19 protein-coding genes are annotated in these 19,763 nt (G+C 70.8%); 10 read left to right on the top strand and 9 right to left on the bottom strand.

Features of this window, described 5'->3' with window-relative positions; genetic code table 11:
- Positions 1 to 47: 47 nt before the first annotated feature.
- Positions 48 to 974, top strand: coding sequence for a hypothetical protein (locus AC069I_RS06470; protein WP_478264955.1), 927 nt, complete (start codon positions 48 to 50; stop codon positions 972 to 974).
- Here AC069I_RS06470 and AC069I_RS06475 read toward each other — a convergent pair whose 3' ends face one another.
- Genes AC069I_RS06475 through AC069I_RS06485 form a run of 3 tightly spaced genes read right to left on the bottom strand, consistent with a single transcriptional unit; the run spans position 975 to position 3,990 of the window.
- Positions 975 to 1,634, bottom strand: a complete 660-nt coding sequence (locus tag AC069I_RS06475) for a response regulator (RefSeq protein WP_478223955.1) — start codon at positions 1,632 to 1,634, stop codon at positions 975 to 977.
- Entirely contained in the window at positions 1,631 to 2,797 is a 1,167-nt protein-coding gene (gene macS, locus AC069I_RS06480) for a MacS family sensor histidine kinase (protein ID WP_478264956.1), read from the bottom strand. Before macS ends, AC069I_RS06475 begins: the two co-directional genes overlap by 4 nt.
- On the bottom strand, positions 2,794 to 3,990 hold the full coding sequence (locus AC069I_RS06485; RefSeq protein WP_478223957.1) for an AI-2E family transporter: 1,197 nt from the start codon (positions 3,988 to 3,990) through the stop codon (positions 2,794 to 2,796). Before AC069I_RS06485 ends, macS begins: the two co-directional genes overlap by 4 nt.
- Before the next feature lie 278 nt (positions 3,991 to 4,268).
- Here AC069I_RS06485 and AC069I_RS06490 point away from each other — a divergent pair, with 278 nt between their 5' ends.
- Together AC069I_RS06490 and AC069I_RS06495 are read left to right on the top strand one after the other, a co-directional pair.
- On the top strand, positions 4,269 to 5,276 hold the full coding sequence (locus AC069I_RS06490; RefSeq protein WP_478264957.1) for a hypothetical protein: 1,008 nt from the start codon (positions 4,269 to 4,271) through the stop codon (positions 5,274 to 5,276).
- Positions 5,277 to 5,468: 192 nt separating this feature from the next.
- A complete protein-coding gene (locus AC069I_RS06495; protein ID WP_478223959.1) occupies positions 5,469 to 8,675 on the top strand; it encodes a beta strand repeat-containing protein in 3,207 nt (1,068 codons plus the stop codon).
- A gap of 77 nt (positions 8,676 to 8,752) precedes the next feature.
- Here AC069I_RS06495 and AC069I_RS06500 read toward each other — a convergent pair whose 3' ends face one another.
- Entirely contained in the window at positions 8,753 to 9,943 is a 1,191-nt protein-coding gene (locus tag AC069I_RS06500; RefSeq protein WP_478223960.1) for an ROK family transcriptional regulator, read from the bottom strand.
- Between the two features lie 91 nt (positions 9,944 to 10,034).
- Here AC069I_RS06500 and AC069I_RS06505 point away from each other — a divergent pair, with 91 nt between their 5' ends.
- Positions 10,035 to 11,201, top strand: coding sequence for an MFS transporter (locus tag AC069I_RS06505; protein ID WP_478223961.1), 1,167 nt, complete (start codon positions 10,035 to 10,037; stop codon positions 11,199 to 11,201).
- Here AC069I_RS06505 and AC069I_RS06510 read toward each other — a convergent pair.
- Together AC069I_RS06510 and AC069I_RS06515 are read right to left on the bottom strand one after the other, a co-directional pair.
- Complete coding sequence (locus tag AC069I_RS06510; protein ID WP_478264958.1) at positions 11,198 to 11,968, bottom strand: dioxygenase family protein; 771 nt, start codon at positions 11,966 to 11,968, stop codon at positions 11,198 to 11,200. The genes AC069I_RS06505 and AC069I_RS06510 overlap by 4 nt on opposite strands.
- A gap of 60 nt (positions 11,969 to 12,028) precedes the next feature.
- Complete coding sequence (locus AC069I_RS06515) at positions 12,029 to 12,379, bottom strand: MarR family transcriptional regulator (protein ID WP_478264959.1); 351 nt, start codon at positions 12,377 to 12,379, stop codon at positions 12,029 to 12,031.
- A gap of 63 nt (positions 12,380 to 12,442) precedes the next feature.
- Here AC069I_RS06515 and AC069I_RS06520 point away from each other — a divergent pair, with 63 nt between their 5' ends.
- Complete coding sequence (locus AC069I_RS06520; protein ID WP_219146930.1) at positions 12,443 to 12,904, top strand: MarR family winged helix-turn-helix transcriptional regulator; 462 nt, start codon at positions 12,443 to 12,445, stop codon at positions 12,902 to 12,904.
- Here the strand turns inward: AC069I_RS06520 and AC069I_RS06525 are convergent.
- A complete protein-coding gene (locus tag AC069I_RS06525; protein ID WP_478223964.1) occupies positions 12,880 to 13,251 on the bottom strand; it encodes a VOC family protein in 372 nt (123 codons plus the stop codon). The two genes, AC069I_RS06520 and AC069I_RS06525, sit on opposite strands and share 25 nt — an antisense overlap.
- A gap of 85 nt (positions 13,252 to 13,336) precedes the next feature.
- Here AC069I_RS06525 and AC069I_RS06530 point away from each other — a divergent pair, with 85 nt between their 5' ends.
- Positions 13,337 to 14,290, top strand: coding sequence for a helix-turn-helix transcriptional regulator (locus AC069I_RS06530; RefSeq protein ID WP_478264960.1), 954 nt, complete (start codon positions 13,337 to 13,339; stop codon positions 14,288 to 14,290).
- 10 nt (positions 14,291 to 14,300) lie between these two features.
- Here the strand turns inward: AC069I_RS06530 and AC069I_RS06535 are convergent, their stop codons facing one another.
- The gene (locus AC069I_RS06535) at positions 14,301 to 15,479 is read right to left on the bottom strand and encodes a serine hydrolase domain-containing protein (RefSeq protein ID WP_478223966.1); all 1,179 of its coding nucleotides are present in this window, start codon (positions 15,477 to 15,479) and stop codon (positions 14,301 to 14,303) included.
- Between the two features lie 65 nt (positions 15,480 to 15,544).
- On the opposite strand from AC069I_RS06535, the gene AC069I_RS06540 reads away from it, so the two are divergent.
- Positions 15,545 to 16,426, top strand: coding sequence for an aminoglycoside phosphotransferase family protein (locus AC069I_RS06540; RefSeq protein ID WP_478223967.1), 882 nt, complete (start codon positions 15,545 to 15,547; stop codon positions 16,424 to 16,426).
- Here AC069I_RS06540 and AC069I_RS06545 read toward each other — a convergent pair.
- A complete protein-coding gene (locus AC069I_RS06545) occupies positions 16,418 to 17,098 on the bottom strand; it encodes a TetR/AcrR family transcriptional regulator (RefSeq protein ID WP_478223968.1) in 681 nt (226 codons plus the stop codon). The genes AC069I_RS06540 and AC069I_RS06545 overlap by 9 nt on opposite strands.
- Positions 17,099 to 17,166: 68 nt before the next feature.
- Here AC069I_RS06545 and AC069I_RS06550 point away from each other — a divergent pair, with 68 nt between their 5' ends.
- The 3 genes from AC069I_RS06550 to AC069I_RS06560 are packed head-to-tail and all read left to right on the top strand — an operon-like array spanning position 17,167 to position 19,716.
- Positions 17,167 to 18,282: an FAD-dependent oxidoreductase gene (locus AC069I_RS06550; RefSeq protein ID WP_478264961.1), complete on the top strand. Its 1,116-nt coding sequence runs from the start codon at positions 17,167 to 17,169 to the stop codon at positions 18,280 to 18,282.
- 55 nt (positions 18,283 to 18,337) lie between these two features.
- The gene (locus AC069I_RS06555; RefSeq protein ID WP_478223970.1) at positions 18,338 to 18,934 is read left to right on the top strand and encodes a TetR/AcrR family transcriptional regulator; all 597 of its coding nucleotides are present in this window, start codon (positions 18,338 to 18,340) and stop codon (positions 18,932 to 18,934) included.
- A gap of 2 nt (positions 18,935 to 18,936) precedes the next feature.
- Positions 18,937 to 19,716 carry an alpha/beta fold hydrolase gene (locus AC069I_RS06560; RefSeq protein ID WP_478223971.1) on the top strand — a complete coding sequence of 260 codons (780 nt, stop codon included), beginning with the start codon at positions 18,937 to 18,939 and terminating at the stop codon, positions 19,714 to 19,716.
- Positions 19,717 to 19,763 lie beyond the last annotated feature (47 nt).

Here is a 19,763-nt window from a genome sequence, read left to right on the forward strand (position 1 = left end):
CTCCCGGGCCGACATCGCCGCCACCGTCGAAGCTCGAAGGCATCCCGGTGGACTACAGCGGTTTCCGGCTCGTCATGGCGACATCGCCGCCGTCGATGCTCGATCCCGCCACCGGCGTCACCACCCCGCTGCCCGGCGCCCCGGCCGGTGACCGGGTCAACGACGTCGTCCGGGTCGGCAAGTTCCCGGTCGTGCTGTCGGCCGGCCGCTGCGGGCCGTCGTGCCTGGAGCCGTCCGAGGTGCTCGTCTACGGCGATCCCAAGAACCAGCCGTGGAAGCTCGGCAAGGCCCGCAGTGTCGCCCCGGCCGCCGACGAGAGCGGTGTCTGGCTGATCCGCGACGACGGCAATGACCTGTGCCGCCTCCAATACGTCTCCTTGCTCGGCGTCGAGCGCGGGCGCGGCCGTCCGGCGAGCTGCACGATGGCGGTGCGCACGGAGGTGCCGCAGGGCCTGCTGATCACGGTGAACACCGGGACGGCCACCGCCGAGGACGTGCTGATCGACCCCGCCACCGGCCGCGCCGTGCACCAGTTCCCCCGGGTACTGGCGATCACCAAGGATCGGATGCTGCTGGCCGAGCTGACCGAGTTCTCCGTGCTCGACCTGCGGAACAACCAGCGCACGCCGGTCAAGCGGCCGGTGACCAACGGCAAACCGGGCCCAGCGGTGCCGAGCCGCGACGGCTACAAGGTCGCCGTGCTGTTCGGCGACCCGGCCTGGGCCGGGACGGCCACGCAGACCGCCGACGTCTGGGTGCTCGCCCTCGACACGCTGACCTGGACACACGCGCCCTCGACACCGATCGCCACCGAGCTCAAGCGGGTCGCGGTCGAATGGACCGAAGACGACAGCCTGGTGCTCGCCACGGACGTCGTCGCGAGCTGGCGGCTCGACCGGCCACAGTGGACGGTCGTCAAGACCGCGTTGCCCGCCGAGCGGAACCGGTCGGTGGTGACGATCGGCCAGGGGTGACTATTCAGCGTCCAGCCCGTGCTCGATGGCGTACCGGGCCAGTTCGACACGGTTGTGCAGCTGGAGTTTCCGCAGCGTCGACTGGACATGGTTCTCCACCGTCCGATGCGACAGCACGAGCTTCTCGGCGATCTGCCGCGCCGTCATCCCCTTCGCGACCAGGCGCAGGACGTCGGTCTCGCGTTCGGTCAGCCGCGGCGGCGCGGGCCCGTCGTCCGGCGCGTCGGCCATGCGGCGGTACTCGCCGAGGACGAGCCCGGCGAGTCCGGCGGTGAACACCGGGTCGCCCGCGGCGGTCCGCTTGACCGCGTCCACGAGCTCGCTCGCCGAAGCCGATTTCACCAGGTAGCCGGACGCCCCGGCCTTGACCGCCTCGAGGACGTCGCTGTGCTCGCCGCTCGCGGAGAGCACCAGGACCTTGGTCGACGGCAGTTCCGAGGTGATCTCGCGGGTGGCGTCGACCCCCGAAGTCTCGCCGAGATTGAGGTCCATCAGGACGACGTCGGGCTGGACCGTGCGCGCGATCCGCACCGCGGCGGGCGCGTCCGGCGCGGTGGCCCGCACGTCGAAACCGTGTTCGGCCAGGTCGCGCGCGACCCCGTCCCGCCACATCGGATGATCGTCGACCACCATCACCGAGACCTGAGCCTCACCGGTCATCGCTTTCCCCTCGCCGCGACTGGCACCTTGACTTCCCATTCCGTGCCCTGGCCGGGCGCGGTGTCCAGGGCGACACTTCCGCCCAGATCCCGCACGCGCCCCTTGATGGACTCCGCGATACCTAGATGTCCCTCGGCCGCCGCGCGTTCCAAAATGCCGGGCGCGATTCCCGGCCCGTCGTCGCGAACGCTGACGACGACCTCGGTGCCGAGGTCCTCCAGCAGCACCCAGGCGTGCGCGTCTTCCCCCGCGTGTTTCTCGACGTTCGACAGCGCCTCGCGCGCCACGGCCACCAGCTCCGAGGTCACGTGCTCGGGCAGCTGGACCTCGCCCGCGGGCGTCGAGACCTGCACCGACGGCGTCGCGAGCAGCTGCAGCGCGGCACGGAGGTCGGTGGTCCCGTTCTCGCTCGGATGCGTCGGCTCGGTGGTGACCAGCGCGCGCAGTGCGATCTCCTGCTCACCGGCCAGTTTCGCCAGCTCGGCGGCCTCCCCGCCGAATTCGGCGCCGCGTTTGCGCACCCTGGCGAGGACCTGGAGGACGCTGTCGTGGATCGAGCGGGCGAGCCGCTCGCGTTCGGCCGTCGCGGCTTCCATCCGCAACGCCCTGGTCAGCGCGTCCGCCGACCGGCGAGCCATCGTGGCGGCCAGCCCGATCACGAACCCGCTCGCGGTCAGCAGGAAGCCGTCCCTGGCGACGTCGACGTCGAACCGCCAGCGCACCAGCCCGGTGACCACCGAGACCACCAGCCCGGCGAGCACCCCGCCGACCGCGCCGAACCGCGTGCCGGCGACCGCGGGCGGGACCGCCGCCCACACCGTCGTGATGAGCGGGATGTTGGCGTCGAACTGCGCGGTGGTCAGGATCCACGCCGACGTGAACATGAGGGCGACGGTGAGCGCGAGATCGACGCCGACCAGCCACGGCCAGCGGCTCGACGGCCGCGCGTAGAACACGCTGCTGACGATCGTCCACACCGTCATCAAGCCGAACGACGTCCACGCCAGCCACTTGTTCGCGTAGCCGTCGTAATGGACGACGAACGAGCCGAGCGCGAAGAGCAGCGTCGTCACGCGAAGCACGATCACCCCGCGCCACAGCGGAGTGGCCGGGTCCCGCGTGCCGAGCGCCGAGACGGCGCGCCAGAGCGGGGTCTCGGTCATGACTTGGCTTCGGACTCTTCCCCGGGATCATTCGGTTGCGCCGCCTGATCCCGCAGGACGTCGATCTCGGCCGGATCGGGATCGTGTTCATGCAGCAGCGACCGGATCCCCGCGTTGAGCACCGCGAGCAGCGGCACCGAGAGCAGCGCGCCGGCGATCCCGGCGGCGACGAGACCGGCGGTGATCGCGAGCACCACGGCGAGCGGGTGCAGTTTCACCGCGCGGCCGAGCAGGATCGGCTGCAGCACGTGGCTTTCCAGCTGCATGACGCCGATGACGATGGCCAGCACGACCAGCGCGCCGACGATGCCCTTCGTCACCAGCGCGATCAGCACCGCGACCGCGCCCGCGATCACGGCGCCGATGATCGGGATGAAGGCGCCGAGGAACACCAGCGTCGCCAGCGGGATCACCAGCGGCACGCCGACGATCGCCAGCCCGATGCCGATGCCGACCGCGTCGACCACGGCCACCGCCGCCGTCGCGCGCACGTAGCTGACCAGCGACGCGAAGCCGCGCCGCCCGGCGACGTCGACCCGGTTCCGCACGCGGCCCGGCACACCGCGGACCAGGAACTTCCAGATCTGGTCGCCGCCGGAGAGGAAGAAGATGAGGATGAACAGCGTCAGGATGAAGCCGGTGACGATCTCGCCGACCGTGCCCGCGGTGGTGAGCGCGGTCGTGGTGATCGACGCCTGGTTGTTCTGCAGGAAGCTGATCGCCTGGTTGATGAACTCCTGGATCTGCTCCTGGCGCAGGTGCAGCGGCCCGTCGATGAGCCAGACCTTGATCTGGTTGAGGCTCTCCGTCAGCTGCTTCTGCAGTTCGGGCAGGCCGGAGGAGAACTGCGCGACGACGAACGTCAGCAACCCGCCGAGGACCGCGAGCCCGGCGATCAGCACTATCCCGGCCGCGAGCCCGCGAGGGAATCTCAACATCGTCAGCTTGGAGACCGCCGGCGCGAGCAGCGCCGCGAGCAGCAGCGCGATCGACAACGGGATCACGACCACCGACAGATAGCCGATGAGGAACACGATGACGTAGAGCGCGGCGATCACCACGATGAAACGCCACGACAACGCCGCACCGATCCGCAGGCCGCGGGGCACCAGGTTGGTGACGTCTTCGGTCGACTCGGAGAGGAACGGGTTCGCCGGGTCGAATTCCGGCTGTTTGCGCTGGGGCTCGCTCACGCGCTCACCGTATCGGTCCGAGGCGACGTTTCCCGACCATTCCGGGCGACGCGCACGGGGCGAATTCGCCCGATGCGACGCTTGACACACCACCTGCGGATCAACTCTGGAGTAACCGCGCTCCGCCAGCCGTGATCACACATCGTGATTTTGGGCTACACCGTGTGTTCTTCACACGATCGTGCCATCAAGGTGGTTCAAAGTCGCGCGGGCCTTCCGCACTTTGCTTACCTCGGTCCCGCAACCACGAACGGCATACCGACGTGACAGGAGACCGAGTGACGAACGCGGCGAAGAACGAGGGGCGGGGCGCGGCGCGCTTCGGCCGTCTCGCTTCGCGTGCGCTGTTCGTGCTCGGCGGCGCCGTCGCCGGTTCCGCCGTCGCGTGGGTCGTTTCGGGCTCTTCCGCTTCCGCGGACATCACCCCGGTGGTCTCCACTCCCGAAACCAGCGTCACCCCGGTCACCGACGCCACCGCGGCGGGTTTGACCGACGTTTCCCAAGGCGCGTCGAAGTTCGCGGGTGACGTCGCCGGTGCGATGTGCGGCGACAGCCAGCAGGACGCCACCACGTGGTCGATGCCCGCCGAGAACGAGTCCGCTTCCGCGAAGCACCACTGCGGCGACATCCGCGCCGACCGGCACGAGGTCTCGACGCGCGTCAGCGACGCGGTCACCGACTTCGCGGACAACTCGGTGATCACCCCGGTCAAGCGGACCCTCGGCGCGGTCGAGCACATCGTGCGCGAGCCCCAGGACACCCGCCAGGTGCTGGACGAGACGTTCACCCCGTCGCCCGACTTCGGCCGCGGGGTCTGGGACCTCCTCGACCCGAACGGACACGGCGACCTCGTCCCGGAGCTCCCGGTCGGCGGAACCCCGGTGAACCCCGAGTCCCCGTTGGACACCATCGGCGTCGGTGCGCAGGTCACCGACTTCGCGCAGCTGGCGACGACCCAGTTCCCCGCTTCCCTCGAAACCGTCCTCCCGATGCCGGCCCTCGTGCAGCAGCACGGCGCCTTCGATCAGGTCGAGGACGCCCCGGCACGTGACGGTCACCGCGGTGACTTCCCGCGTCCGATCACCCCGGCGCCGCTTCCCGCCGCGCCTTCCTTCCCGACTGTCCCCGGCGGCTCCGCCCCCGGTGGTCACCTCGACGGCCTGACCCACGGCGTTCCCGCCTGGGTCGCCGCCGCCGTCGAGCGTTCCCTGACCGGCTACGCGCTGGCAGGCACGCGGTACATGCCGCTCACCCCGGGCTCGCAGCCCGGCGTCACTCCCGACTGAACACCTCCCTCCGCGGGGTAGCCGACGCGCCTCACGCCTCCCGATTCCGGGCATGGCTTCGCGTCCGCTCCTGATCCCCGCGAAACGGCGGTGCGCTTTGTCGCGCCCGCAATCGCTCCACCCCCCTCTGGTGCCTTTCGAACGGCACCCCCTGAACCCGAAAGGGAACCCGAAATGAAGGAGAAAAACCCCATGCAATCCTGGGCAAAGCGCGGACTCCAGACCGCGTTGGTCACGGGTGGGTTGTTGATGCTGGGCACCGGCATCGCCTCGGCTGACGAACACGTCAACCCCGACACCCCGGCCTCCCCGCTCGACGCGAACGTCACCGTTCCGGTCGAGATCGACAACAACGCCGTTGGCACGCCCCTCGGCCAGGCCGACCTCCCCGGTTACAAGGGCGAGATCAGCACCAAGGCCGTCACCAAGCCCGTCTCGGACGCGCTGGACTCGGCTTCGTCGCCCGGCGGCAGCACCGACGGCATCGGCGGAGGGCTCCCGAGCCTTTCCGGCAAGAACGCCGTTCCCGCTCCGCTGGCCGCCAAGGACTCGGCCCGTCAGGTCAGCGGTGGGCTGACCGGTGGTGGGTTCACCACCACGGACGACATCCTCAAGGGCAACAAGGTCGTCGGTGACGTCGTCGTCCCGATCCAGATCGTCGACAACGCCATCGGCGTGATCGGCGACGCCGAGGTCGAGGGTGGCACCCACGACCAGACCTGGTCGCACAACCAGGACGTCGAGACCACCGGTGCGGACTCCAGCCTCGCCGGGAACGTCGTGTCCCTCGACTGGGCGCTGCCCGTGCAGATCGCCGGCAACGGCGGCGGGCTCGCCGGCGGCACCGGCCGCGTGGTCGGCGGTTCCGCCAGCCAGAGCACCACCGAGACCGGCAACATCACCACCGACGGCGAGGGCTCCGCCCTGTCCGGCAACGTGGTGGCCGGCCAGTTCGCCACCCCGGTCCAGGTCACCGGCAACGCCGCCTCCTGGATCATCGGCAACGCCAACAGCTCCGGCTACGAGGCCGAGACCGAGGCCACCTCCGGCGGCTGGATCGAGACCGACGGTGACGACTCCGCCCTCGGCGGCAACGTCGGCGCGGTGCCGATCGCCCTCCCGGTGAAGTTCAACGACAACGCGGCCGCCGCGTGGGGTTCGCTCGCGAACTCCAACAGCAGCTCCTCCGCGGACGCCACCGCCGGTGACACCACCCCGGGCTGGAGCAACGTCCCCAGCTACGTGCAGACCTCCGGCGAGGACTCGGCCGTCGCGGGTAACGCGATCGTGCCGCAGACCGCGGACGTCGCGAACGTCGGCGGCGTGGCCGCCAGCTGGATCGGCCTCGCGAACACCGGCACGGAAGGCGGGACCAGCCAGTCCAGCACCGTCGACGCCGGTGGGTTCATCAGCAGCGAGGGCGAAGGCTCCGCCGGTGGCGGCAACATCGTCGACCCGGCCGTGGCCGCTCCCGTCGAGGTGACCTGCATCGCGGGCACCTACATCGGCAGCGCCAACGTCGCCTCGTGCGAGAACACCGTCGACGCGAACGCCGGGAACGGCACCCACACCACGGGTGACAACTCCACCCTGGCGGGCAACGTCGTCAACACCCAGGCCGCGCTGGCCCCCGAGGTGTTCGGCGTCGCCGGCTCGCACATCGGACAGGCGACCGCCGACGCGTCCGAGACGAAGACCGTGACCGCGGGTGCGTACGACGGCACCACGGGCAACGACTCGTCCGGCTCGGGCAACATCGTCCAGGTCCCGGCCGCGGTTCCGGCCGAGGTCTTCGGCGTCGGTGGCTCGTTCATCGGTCAGAGCACCGCTTCGGCCGAGGAGACCAAGGTCGTCTCCGGCGGCGGCGGCGGGAACACCGCCGACGACAACGGCTTCCTCAGCTCCAACCTGGGCACCGTGCCGGTTTCGCTGCCGGTGCAGGCGTTCGGGATCGGTGGCGCGTTCATCGGCCAGGGCCACGGTGGCGCCGACGGCGACACCACCTCCAACGCGGGTGGCGACGTCCACGCGACCGGTGACGGTGGCGCGGGCTCGGGCAACCTGGTCTACGGCCCGGTCTCCCTGCCGGTCCAGGCGCATAACTTCGCCGCGGTGCTCGGCGGGATCGCCTCGGGCAAGGGCACGAACCTCACCGACTCGAGCGCGGGCGGCGACGCCACCGCCAACGGTGAAGAAGGCGCGCTGGCGGGCAACATCGTCCAGACGCCGATCGGTGGCGCGGTCCCGGTGACCGGGCACGGCATCGCCGGTGCGGGCATCGCCGAGGGCGAGAGCGTCAGCGACGTCCTTTCGGAGGCGGGCGGCGACGCCACCACCACCGGTGACGAGGGCGCGGTTTCGGGCAACATCATCGGCGCGCAGGCGCTGCCGATCGTGCCGGTCACCCACGACGCGGTCGCGGTCGCCGGGCTGGCCGACGCCGAGGGCGCCAACACCGTCGACGCCATCTCGGGTGGGGACGTGGAGACCTCGGGTCTCGACGGATCGCTCTCGGGCAACATCCTCGACATCCCGGCCGCGGCCGACCCCGAGGTGTTCGGCAACGCCATCGCGGCGGTCGGCGGCGTGTCCGAGACCGAGGCGACCAGCATGATCACCGGCCAGGCCGGGGGCGACAGCATCACCGACGGCAGCGGAGAGGCCCTCTCGGGCTTCAACTTCCACCACCCGCTCGTCTTCGTGGTGCCGCTGAACGAGTTCGAGATCCCGGTCCTCGCGATCGCGGACGAGAACTCGGAGGACTTCACCGAGATCAACGGTGAGGAGTTCTCCCGCGCCTTCACCGACTCGGTCGGTTCGGAGATGCCGATCGACGCGCTGCCCGCGCTGCCCTTCGGTGCTCCGGCCCTGCCGTCGATGAACGGTGCCGGCGCTCTGCCGACCACCCCGGCGATCGGTGGCGCCCGTGCCGACGGTCCCCAGGTGGCGACCCTCCCGGTGCAGGTGGCCGGACTGACCGCGCTGAAGCAGCTGGGAGCCATCCCGACGCAGCTGCCGAAGTCGGACCTGCCCGAGCTGCCCGGCACCCCGGCCCTGCCCGGTGTCCCGGCCCTGCCGAAGACCCCGGGTCTGCCCGGTGACGCCGCTCGTGCGGACGCCCCCAAGCTCGCCCAGCTGCCGGCCCTCCCGGCGCTGAACGGGCTGCCCACCGCGGGCAACCTGCCCACCGCCGGCAACCTGCCCACCGCGGGTGCGCTGCCGACCGCGGGCGCCCTGCCGGTGCAGCTGCCCACGACGGGCACCCTGCCGGTCGTGAACAACACCCCGGCGATGCCGACCGCGCAGGTCCCGGCTCTGGCGGGCGTCGACTCGTCGCCGCTGAGCATGTTCCAGCGTTTCCTCGGCACCCTGACCGGCAAGAAGTTCCACACCATGTGAACCTGCCAGTCGGCTAGCGCCACTGAATGAACCGAAGCGGGCCCGGGAGACACTCCCGGGCCCGCTTTGTGTTCGCTTCAGCCGCCCGGGGTGAAGAGCACGTCCTGGGCGGCGCCCACCGCGGTCAGCACCGCACCCTCCAGTACCGCGCTCCCGCCGACGGTGCCCGCCCGCACCTCGGTCCGCAGCGGTGAGATCTCCGAGAGCCGACGGCTCACCCTGGCCGCCAGCGCGTCGCCGCCGGCGCGCCCGATCTCCCCGCCCAGCACGAGACAGCCCGGGTCCAGGACCGCGGTGACCGCGGCGGCACCGATCGCGATCCGCTCCGCGACGATCTTCAGGAATTCGTCGGCGTTCGAGTCGATCGCGTATCCGACGGCCGCCTCGGCCGCTTCGGCGTTGTCGGCCGACGAAGCCGGGATGCCGTGCGCGCGGGCGAGTTCGCAGATCGCGGCGCTGCCCGCGAGGGTGTGGAAGCCGCCGTCGCAGTCGGTCGCCGTCGGCAGCCGTCCGGGGCCCAGCATCGGCAGGAACCCGATCTCCCCCGCGCCGCCCGACGCGCCCCGCCGCAGCGAACCGTCGAGGACGACCGCCGCGCCGACGCCGAAACCCAGCCACAGCAGGACGAACGTGTCCCGGTCGCGGGCGGCGCCGAGCCGCTGTTCGGCGGCGGCCGCGAGGTTGACCTCGTTCTCCAGCAGCACCGGGACACCGAGCCGACGCCGGAGCTCGTCGACGAGTTTCCCGTGCCACGCGGGCAATCCGCCGGCGTGCCGCAGGCCGCCGGTCGCCGGGTCGACGAGACCGGGAGCGCCGACGGCGATCGTGTGCAGCTCGGCCGCGCCCGCCTCGGCGGTGGTGGCCTCCAGCAGGGCGATCGCCCGCTCGACGGCTACGTCGGTGTCGACGTCCAGGTCGAACGGCAGCGAGGACTCCGCTCGGGTCCGGCCCAGCAGGTCCGCGACCGAAACGGCCACGCCGTGGGTGCGGACGTCGAGGCCGGCGAGGTACGCGCGTTCGGCGACGATGCCGTACAGCTTCGCGTTCGGGCCGCGGCGTTCCGCGCCCGCCTCGCCGACGATCTCGATCAGCCCGGCGTCCTGGAGGCGTTCGACGAGGTCCGCGACCGTCGGCCGGGAAAGCCCGGTCAACGTCTTGAGCTGGGCGGCCGTCAGTGAGCCTTCGCGGTGGAGGAGGTCGAGGGCGAGGCGGTCGTTGATGGCACGTGCCGTGCTCGGGGAGGCGGACGGCATCCGGATGACACTCACCGGCAGATCCTCCCAGAATTAATTATCAGGTTTCCTTCCTGATAGTTTACGCTGACGCCCGTCGAGTCGTCTCATGGACCTTGGGGGCCCAGTGACCAACACAGTGGAAACCGTCGGCGGGCCGACGCGGCGGGTGCGGCAGGCGCGGATCGCCACCGCCGCCGTCTTCGCCGTGCACGGCGCGGTGACCGGCAGTTTCGCCACCCGGATCCCGTGGATCCAGGAGCACGCGGGGATCAGCGCGGGCCAGCTCGGCCTCGCGCTCGCCTTCCCCGCCATCGGGGCTTCGCTCACCATGCCGCTCGCCGCGCGGATCGGGCACCGGCTCGGCAGCAGGCTCGGGCTCCGCCTGCTGCTCGCGTACTGGACGCTGGCGCTGATCCTCCCCTCCCTCGCGGGGAACCTCTTCACCCTGTGCCTCGCGTTGTTCGTCATGGGCACCGCGGCGGGTACCTCCGACGTGCTGATGAACGCCCTCGGCGTCGACGTCGAGGAGAGGATGGGCAAGTCGGTCATGTCGGGACTGCACGGCATGTGGACCACGGGGGCGCTCGTCGGCTCCGCCGCGGGCACGCTCGCCGCGCATGCCGGGCTGGACGCCCGGATCCACTTCGCGATCGCGTCGGCCGTGCTCACCGTCGCCGGCGCGCTCATCTGCCAGGGCGTCTTCGACGTCCGCAGCGCGCCGGACGAGAATCCGCCCCCGAGGTTCGCGCTCCCGCCGAAGTCGGCCGTGATCATCGGCGCTGTCGCGTTCTGCGCCGTCTTCGCCGAAGGGGCGAGCCTCGACTGGTCCGCCGTCTACCTGCGCGACGTCCTCGGCACCTCGCCGGGGATCGCGGCGGCGTCGACCACCGCGTTCACCTGCACGATGGCGGTCGCCCGCCTCTCGGGCGACGCGCTGGTGCGGCGTTTCGGCTCTGTCAACACCGTCCGCGCGGGTGGCGCCTTCGCGACCGCGGGCGGGTTGCTGGTCGTCTTCGCCGCGCATCCGGTGATGGCGATGGCCGGTTTCGCGCTGATCGGGCTCGGCGTCTCCGTCGTCGTGCCGCTCGCCTTCGCGGCGGCCGGACGCAGCGGGCCGACGCCGAGCCAGTCGATCGCGGGCGTCGCGACCATCACCTATTCGTCGGGTCTCGTGGCGCCGTCGCTGATCGGCGGGATCGCCGACCTGACGTCGCTGACGGTGTCGTTCGCGGTGGTCACGCTGCTGGCGCTCGGCCTGGTGGCGGGCGCCGGCGTCCTTCGATCCCGCTAGCCGAACTGGAGGGAACGCTTGGCGAGGCCGTGCCAGTAGCCGTCAATGACGGTCTCGCCTTTTCCTTCCGAAGAACTCGCGCCGAGCGAGACGAACAGCGGTGCGAAGTGTTCGATCCTGGGGTGCGCGATGGCCACGGCGGGCGCCTTGCGCTGGAAGTCCAGCAGCGCGTCGAGGTCGCCCTCGCGCAGAGTTTCCGCACCCCAGTGGTCGAATTCGCTCGACCACGACGGCGGCGTCCCGTCGGTGCCGTCGGTCTGGCTCATCGCGCTCAGGTTGTGGGTGAAGAAGCCGCTGCCGATGAGCAGCACGCCTTCGTCGCGCAGCGGCGCGAGCTTCCGGCCGAGGTCGAACAGCCCCCGCGGGTCCAGCGACGGCATCGACACCTGCAGCACCGGGATGTCGGCGTCGGGGTACATCTCCACGAGCGGGACGTACGCGCCGTGATCGAGGCCGCGGTCGGGCGCGTCGTGGATCGGCGTCTGGGACGAGCGCAGGAGTTTACGCACCTTGTCCGCCAGCTCGGGAGCGCCGGGCGCGGCGTATTTCACCTGGTAGTAGCGATCCGGGAAGCCCCAGAAGTCGTAGACCAGCGGCACCGTGGTGGTGGCGCCGAGGGTCAGCGGTGCCTCTTCCCAGTGCGCCGAGACGACGAGGATCGCCTTCGGTTTCTCGAGGTCCGCCGACCAGCCGGCGAGCTGGCGGGTCCAGGTGGCGTCGTCGGCGAGCGGCGGCGCGCCGTGGCTGAGATAGAGCACCGGCGTCATGTCAGCTCCAGGTGTTTGAACTTTCAACTACCAGGATAGACGACGTCGCCCGGCTCCGCCTTATTCCCGCGCGAGGTTGGCCGCCATCCGTTCCAGGACGGCGACCGTCGTCCGGTAGTCGTCATTGCTGATGCCTTCGGTTACGCGCGAACGGAACGCGCCGACCTTGGCTTTCAGCCGGAGATGTGCCGCCCGGCCGGCTTCGGTCAGGCCGCCCTCGTCGATCCAGCCGCGAACGCGCAGGTCGGAGATGGTTTTCCGGAGGTCTCCAAACGGCTGCAGTGCTTCGCTGCCGACGGTATTCAGGACCTGCCAGTGGCGACGGGTCAGTCCTTCACTGTCGAGGAGCCGCTCCAGGGAGGATTCGAGCGCCTGGTGAAGGTGGGCGAACCAGAAGCCGATGGGTTTCATGGATACTCCTTCATGCAGGCGGCAACTATATGCAAAAGTACATGCACTTGGTGAGGTTGAGCAATGACGGACGCCGTGGCCGACGTGGAACGCGCGATGATCGCCATCCGGCGGAGCCAGGCGAGGCGATCGCTGTCGAAACTCGCTCGCGACCGCGCAGAAACGATGCCGGACCAGGCGATTCAGGGACTTCTCGACGCCGTCGAGGCGGCCGAGGAGAGCGGCGAGCCGGGAACCGTCACCAGTCTCGCGGCGGCGCTGACCATCGACCAGCCGCGAGCGAGCCGTCTCGTCGCCCGCGCGGTCGAGGACGGTTTTCTCCGCCGCGAAGCCGATCAGCGCGACGGCCGCCGTGCCGTCCTCGTGCTCACCGGGACCGGCCGCGCCGAAGTGACGCGTATGCACGAATTCCGCCGTTCGGTGTTCGCCGAGGCGATGGCGGACTGGACGGACGACGACCGCCGCGAGTTCGCGCGGCTGCTGACCGCGTTCGTCCGGAACTACGGGGCACTCGGCGTGAAGTAGTTGACCAGGTTGCCGTCGGGGTCGCGGAACAGCAGCGACCGGTTCCCCCACGGCATCGTGGTCGGCTCCTGCACGATTTCGGCCAGGCCTGCCAGCCGCTCGTATTCCCGGTCGACGTCCTCGACGCGGAACTCGAGGATCGCGGTGCGGTTCGACTCGGGCACCGCGGCGCCCGCGCCGAACAGCGTCATGGTCTCGGCGCTGCCGATCGCCAAGGTGCACGACGGCCCGACGAGTTCGGCGAACTGCTCGGAACGCCATCGCGCGGCGAGTCCGGTCGCCTTCTCGTAGAACCCGGCGAGACGGGCGACGTCCTGGGTGATCACACGGACGGAAACGAACTGCACGGTGGATCCTTTCGGGGCCGGAAAGCGGGACACCGGCCACGTTAGAAGCGATACCGGGCAGGAGCCGCCCGGTATTCTCCCGGCTGTGACCAGGCCCATCGCCCGCGTGCTCGCGTTGCTGGAGATCCTCCAGGGCGGCGGGACGCGCACCGTCGCCGAGCTCGCGGGACGGCTCGACGTGGACGAACACACCGTCCGCCGCTATGCCGAACACCTCGTCGACCTGGACATCCCGGTCCGCTCGGTGCGCGGCCGGTACGGCGGCTACCGGCTGGCCCCCGGCTACCGCATGCCGCCGCTGATGCTCACCGACGAAGAGGCGCTGGCCGTCCTGCTCGGCCTGGTCGCGGGGCGGCGTGCCGGGCTGATCACCACGTCGGTCGCGGCCGTCGAGAGCGCGGTCGCGAAAGTCCGCCGGGTCCTTCCCGAACCACTGGGCCGACGGCTGGACGCGCTGCTGGAGACCGCCGACTTCACCGCACCGGCAAGGAAAGCCTTGTCGGCCGAGGCCGAGGTCCTGCTCACCGTCGCGGAGGCGGTCCGGGACCGGCATCCGGTCGGGCTCGCGTATGTCGCCGGGCACGGCGGTGCCAGCGAACGCGTCGTCCATCCGTACGGCGTCGTGGCGCATTCCGGACGCTGGTACCTGACCGGGTTCGACTCGGCAGGCGGCGAGGTGCGGACCTTCCGTGTCGACCGGATCAAGTCGGCGGAGCCGCGGCCGGGAACCTTCGAGGCCCCCGACGACTTCGACCCGGCCGAGCGGGTGCTGACGGCGTTGGCCGAGACACCGTACCGGCACGACGTCTCCGTGCGGATCCAGGCGCCGCCCGAGGAGATCCGCGCCGTCTTCCCGCCGTCCGTGGCGACCCTCGAAACGGACGGCGACCGGGTCCGCGCCCGGATCCGGGCCCAACGGCTCGACTGGATCCCCTCGCGGCTCGCCGCGCTCGACCGGCCGTTCGTCATCGAGCGGCCGGCCGAACTCCGCGACCTGGTCGGCGCGCTGGCGGCCCGGCTGGCCGAGCGGGCGCGCTGACCGGTCTCGCTCACTTGCCGCAGAACACCGTCCGGACGAGCTTGTTCAGCGCCGCCGGGAAGGCCTGCGCCGGGTCGTTCTCGGCGTCGCCCCCGGTGATCGACGCGGTCAGCGTTTGGCTGCCGTCGGGCGTGCTGTACATCAGAGACCCGTAGCCGTTGAGACCACCGTTGTGGTTGAGAACGGTGCCGACGCAGCCCGGGCCCAAGTCCTGCGAGTACTGCCCGAGACCGTAGAAGCCGTAGAGGCTCTGGCTGCCGGGGTGTGTCTCGCGCATCTCGGCCATCAGCCACGCCGGGAGGAGCTTTCCGCTCTGCAGTGCGGAGAAGTACGTCTGGAGATCCTTGGTCGTCGAGATCATGTCGCCGGCGCTGGAGATCCAGGACGGGTTCTGGTGGGTGACGTCGATCGTCTTCCACTGCCCGGCGTCTTCGTAGCGGTAGTAGGCGTGGGCGTACGGCTTGGGCATTCCGGCCCACGCGCCCGGCGACAAGGTGTCACGCAGCTTGAGCGGCCGCAGGATCCGCCGGTCCAGCTCGTCGGCGAAGGGACGGCCGGAGAGCTTCTCGACCATCAGCCTGGCGACCACGGTGTTGGTGTTGGAGTAGCTCCAGCCCGCGCCCGGCTCGAAGACCGGGGGCTTGGACACCGCCAGCCGGACCAGTTCCTCCGGCCGGTAGGTGTGGAATCGCTTGTCCACCCATTCCTTGCCCGCCCACGGGATTCCCGGCGTGACCGTCCCGTCCGGGTGGTACTGGCCGGTGTGGTTGAACAGCCCGCTGGTGTGCTGCAGCAGCATCCGCACAGTGATCCGCGAGTCCAGCCCGAGCCCGGGAAGGAGACCGGCGACGGGGGTGTCGAGCCCGATCCTGCCCTCGGCCACGAGCTGCAGCACCAGGGTCGCGGTGAAGCTCTTCGACGTGCTGCCGACGCGGAAATGGCCGTTGGTCGGCGGTTTCGCGGTCCCGCCCAGCTCGCGCACCCCGGCGCTGCCGGTCCACTCGCCTCGCTCGTCGCGGACGCGAAGCTGTATGCCGCCGAACCCGGCGTCGACGAATTCCTGGACGGCCTGTCGCAGTTCCGGACGGTCCTGCCCGGCGGAGGCCGTCGGCACGGCGACCCCCGTCAGCAGTGCGGCGGCCAGTGCGGTGAGGCCGATGCGGCGGAAGGTCTTCAGTGTCTTGTTCATGGTGACCACGTTCGCGGGCCGCGCTGACACGGGACGGTCACGGCGCTGACATGGGAGCCTCGATCATGGACGATTTCGGGTGCGAACAGGATTCGGTACGGGCTTTGCTGCGGGAACAGCATCCGGATCTCGCGGAACTGGAACTCCGCGACGTCGACGGTGGCTGGGACAGCCGGCAGTGGCGACTCGGGCCGGAGCTGGCCGTGCGACTGCCGCGCAGCGCGCGTGCTCCCGGTCTGCTGCGGAACGAGCAGAAGTGGCTGCCCTCGCTGGCCGAACGCCTGCCGCTGCCGATTCCCGTGCCGGTGCGCGTCGGCGAACCTTCGGCCCTGTTCGGGCACCCGTGGACGATCACCCGCTGGGTCGAGGGCCAGCCAGCGGATCGAACGCCGATCACCCGTCCGGACGCGGCCGAAATCCTCGCGGGTTTCCTCAGTGCGCTGCATCAGGAGGCGCCCGCGGAGGCGCCGGAAAGCGCGACGCGCGGCGTCCCGCTCGCCGCGTTGCGGGAGGGGTTCACCGAATCGCTGGAGGTCATCGCCGGTGAGGCGGGCGCCGGGAGCGCCAGGGAGATTTGGGAGAAGGCGGTCGCGGCGCCCGCGTGGCACGGGCCACCGATCTGGCTGCACGGCGATCTGCATCCCGCGAACGTGATCGTGCGGGAAGGAACGCTCTCCGGGGTGATCGATTTCGGCGACATGTGCGCCGGCGATCCCGCGACCGACCTGTCGGCGGCCTGGATCCTCTTGCCCGAGGGCACGGTGGGCCGGTTCTTCGACGCGTACGGGACCGTCGACGAGGCCACGGTCGTGCGGGCTCGCGGCTGGGCGGTTCTGCGCGCGCTGAACCTGATCGGCATCGGCCGCACCGGCAGGCTCGGCCTGCCCGGCGGCAAACCGACCTGGGAACCGGCCGGCCGGGCGGCGCTTGAACGCGCGTCAGCTTGAGAGCCGGGCCTCGATGCCGTCGAGAAGGAAGTCGAGGCCGATCCGGAAGGTCTCGTCGGCGTCCAGGTGGACGGCGTCGCGCACCACCGTGGCCAGCGCGGGGAGCTTGCCGGTGGCGAAGGCCCGGGTCAGATAGGGGCCGAGCGTGGCCTGCCAGCGCTTCTCGTCCAGCCCGGTGGCCCGTTCCGCTCGACGCTCGGCGATCTCCCGGCGCACCGCGCCGATCGTGTACGCGTTGACCGCCGAGACCACCGGCATCGCGGAGTCGATGCCGACGTCGCCCAGCGCCGCCATCACCGCCTCCGAAGTGGCCAGCGCGTGCGGGCCGAGCTGGGGCCTGCCGCCGAGCAGGTCGGCGAGCCATTCGTGCCGGTGAACCGCCTGCCGCATGGCGTCGGCGAGTGATCGGAGTACCTCCCGCCAGCCTTCCCCGGTGGGCCGGATCTCGGCGTGGACGGCGTCGACCATCAGGTCGAGCAGCTCTTCCTTGCTCTCGATGTAGCCGTACAGCCGCATCGGGCCGACGTCCAGCGCGGTGGCGACCTTGCGCAGCGACACCGCGTCCAGGCCGTCCGCGTCGGCGAGCCGGATCGCGGCCCGCACGATCAGCTCCCGGCTCAGCGGGGCCAGAGCCGGACGACTCGGCGGCTCCGGCCGCTCCCACACCACCATGCGGAGACAATACACCGCATCGATCGATACAGTGTATTGGTCAATACGGTGTATCGAAGGAGTGGATCATGACCCTCGCCATCGTCGGAGCGGGCCTCGGCGGCCTGGCTCTCGCCCGTGTTCTGCACGTCAACGGCATCGACGCCGTCGTGTACGAGCGTGAATCGTCGCGCGACGCCCGCGGTCAAGGCGGCATGCTCGACATCCACGCCGACACCGGCCAGCGCGCGCTGCGCGAAGCCGGCCTGTTCGACCGGTTCTCCGCGATCGCCCGCAACGAGGGCCAGGACATGCGGCTCCTGGAGCCGGACGGCACCCTGTTGCTGCAGGAGGACACGCCCGACGACGCGCCATTCGAGCGCCCCGAGGTCGACCGCGCCGACCTGCGTGATCTGCTGCTGGACTCCCTCCCCGAACACACGGTGCGCTGGGGACACGCCTTCGGATCCGCCGAAGACGGCGTCGTGAACTTCGCCGATGGGCGCACCGCGACGTACGACCTGCTGGTCGGCGCCGACGGCGCGCATTCCCGGGTCCGCCCGCTGCTCACCGACGCCCGTCCGGCGCATCTCGGCCACAACTTCGTCGAGCTCCGCATTCCCGACATCGACCGCACCCATCCCGACCTCGCCGCGATGGTCGGCCGCGGCACCTACTGGGCGCTCGGCGACGGCAAGTCCCTGGCGGCCCAGCGCAACGGCGACGGCACCGTGCGCGTCGGCCTCAGCTTCCACGGCACCGGCGAGAACTGGTTCGCCACCTGCGGGATGCCGCTCGACGATCCGGTCGCCGCCCGGGCATGGCTGATCGGGGAACTCGACGGCTGGGACGCGCGGTTCACCGCGCTGATCGCGGCCTGTGACGACGCGGTGGTGCCACGGTCGATCGCGGCTCTCCCGGTCGGCCTGACCTGGCCGTCGGCACCGGACGTCACCCTGGTCGGCGACGCCGCGCACCTGATGCCGCCGGTGGGGGAAGGCGCCAACATGGCCCTGCTCGACGGCGCCCTGCTCGGCCTCGCGCTGGCCGCGCATCCGGGCGACTTCGCCGCCGCCGTCGAAGACTACGAACGCGAGATGTTCGACCGCGCCGAAACCGCCGCCCGGATGTCCGCCCGGGTCCACGAACTCCTGACCGCGCCGGACGCCGCCCGGAAAATGCTCGCGTTCTTCCAACCGGCCTGAGGCTAAGGTGCTATGAACGAAAAGCCACTTCGTTCATAGCCGAACAGGAGCAGGATTGCCGACCCCGTTCAGCGCCGAGGATCGCGCCCGGATCACCGAACGGCTCCTGGCCGCCGCACGCGACCTCTTCGCCGCACAGGGCCTGCGCAAGACCTCCTTGGACGACCTCGTCGGCCCCGCCGGGATCGCCAAAAGCAGCTTCTACGCCTTCTTCGACTCCAAGGAGGCGTTGTACCTGGAGCTGATGCTGCGGCAGGCCCCGATACTGCACGAACGGCTGGCCGCGGTGGTGAACGAGGCCGACAGCGCGCGTGCCGCCCTCGGCGGTTTCCTGCGCGCCACCGTGCGGATCCTCGAGGAGAACCCGCTCTACCACCGGCTGATCACCCATCCCGAGGAGATGCGGGCGGTGGCCAGGCGGATGGGCCCCGGCGAGAGGGCACGGACGGAGCAGGTGCTGCCGCTGTCCGGATTCCTGGAGGCGGCCAGAGCGAAAGGGCGGCTCGTCGACACCGACGACGACGAGTTGATCGGCGTGCTCCGGGCTGTGCTGGTCCTGCCCATGCACCGGCAGGACATCGGCGAGCAGCGCTATCCCGCCGCGCTCGACCGGCTGATCGACATCGTCGCGGCGGGACTGACCAAGGAGTGACCATGCGCGAAGGTGTGCTGGCAGGTGGTGCCCCGTACCTCGAGTTCGGGACGGGAAGCCCGCTCGTGGTCTTCCGGACGGTGCTGCCGGACTCGGCGAACCCCACCGGGTTCGCCCGCTGGGCGGAGGTGCGGTCTCTCAAACCGCTGGCCGAGCGGTTCACCGTGCTGACGGTCGGCCGTCGGCCGGGGCTCCGGCCCGGCGTCACCATGGCCGAGCTCGCCGCCCACCACGCCGAGGAGCTGCGGCAGCGGTTCGACCGTCCGGTGGACGTGCTCGGCCTGTCCACGGCCGGTTGCCTCGCGCTGCAGTTCGCCGCCGACCATCCCGGCCTGGTGCGACGGCTGGTGGTCGGCGCCGCGGGCACCCGGCTCGGCGCGGAAGGCCGTCGCGTCCAGCGCCGGTACGCGGATCTGCTGGCCGCCGGGCGGCACCGGGCCGCGGCCATGGCGCTGGCGCCCACCGTCGCGGACTCCCGGCCAGGACGGGCTCTGCTGGCCGGGCTGCTGGGCCTGGCCTCCGGCCGCCCGGCGGACCCGGACGGCATGGTGGCCATGCTGCGGGCCGAGGACGCGTTCGACATCGAAGACCGGCTCGGCGAGATCACCGCGCCCACCCTGGTGATCGCCGGTTCGCAGGATCCTCTCTACCCGCTCGAACTCGCCGAGCGAATAGCCGACAAGACCCGCCGCGGCGATCTCAAGGTCTATCCGGGACGACGGCACCACACCGTGATGAGCGATCGCCGCTTCACCAAGGACGTCTTCGAATTCCTGCTCTGACTCGCGGTGTTCCATCGCCTAGCCTTGAGGCGAACCTGCCCTAGGCG

This window comes from Amycolatopsis sp. NPDC043885, assembly GCF_056435685.1.

Coding starts and splice junctions, on each gene's coding strand:
- AC069I_RS06475 (WP_478223955.1), bottom strand. CDS start 1,634: ATGACCGGTGAGGCTCAGGTCTCGGTGATGGTGGTCGACGATCATCCG.
- macS (WP_478264956.1), bottom strand. CDS start 2,797: ATGACCGAGACCCCGCTCTGGCGCGCCGTCTCGGCGCTCGGCACGCGG.
- AC069I_RS06495 (WP_478223959.1), top strand. CDS start 5,469: ATGCAATCCTGGGCAAAGCGCGGACTCCAGACCGCGTTGGTCACGGGT.
- AC069I_RS06510 (WP_478264958.1), bottom strand. CDS start 11,968: ATGACGCCGGTGCTCTATCTCAGCCACGGCGCGCCGCCGCTCGCCGAC.
- AC069I_RS06515 (WP_478264959.1), bottom strand. CDS start 12,379: ATGAAACCCATCGGCTTCTGGTTCGCCCACCTTCACCAGGCGCTCGAA.
- AC069I_RS06520 (WP_219146930.1), top strand. CDS start 12,443: ATGACGGACGCCGTGGCCGACGTGGAACGCGCGATGATCGCCATCCGG.
- AC069I_RS06535 (WP_478223966.1), bottom strand. CDS start 15,479: ATGAACAAGACACTGAAGACCTTCCGCCGCATCGGCCTCACCGCACTG.
- AC069I_RS06540 (WP_478223967.1), top strand. CDS start 15,545: ATGGACGATTTCGGGTGCGAACAGGATTCGGTACGGGCTTTGCTGCGG.
- AC069I_RS06545 (WP_478223968.1), bottom strand. CDS start 17,098: ATGGTGGTGTGGGAGCGGCCGGAGCCGCCGAGTCGTCCGGCTCTGGCC.
- AC069I_RS06550 (WP_478264961.1), top strand. CDS start 17,167: ATGACCCTCGCCATCGTCGGAGCGGGCCTCGGCGGCCTGGCTCTCGCC.
- AC069I_RS06560 (WP_478223971.1), top strand. CDS start 18,937: ATGCGCGAAGGTGTGCTGGCAGGTGGTGCCCCGTACCTCGAGTTCGGG.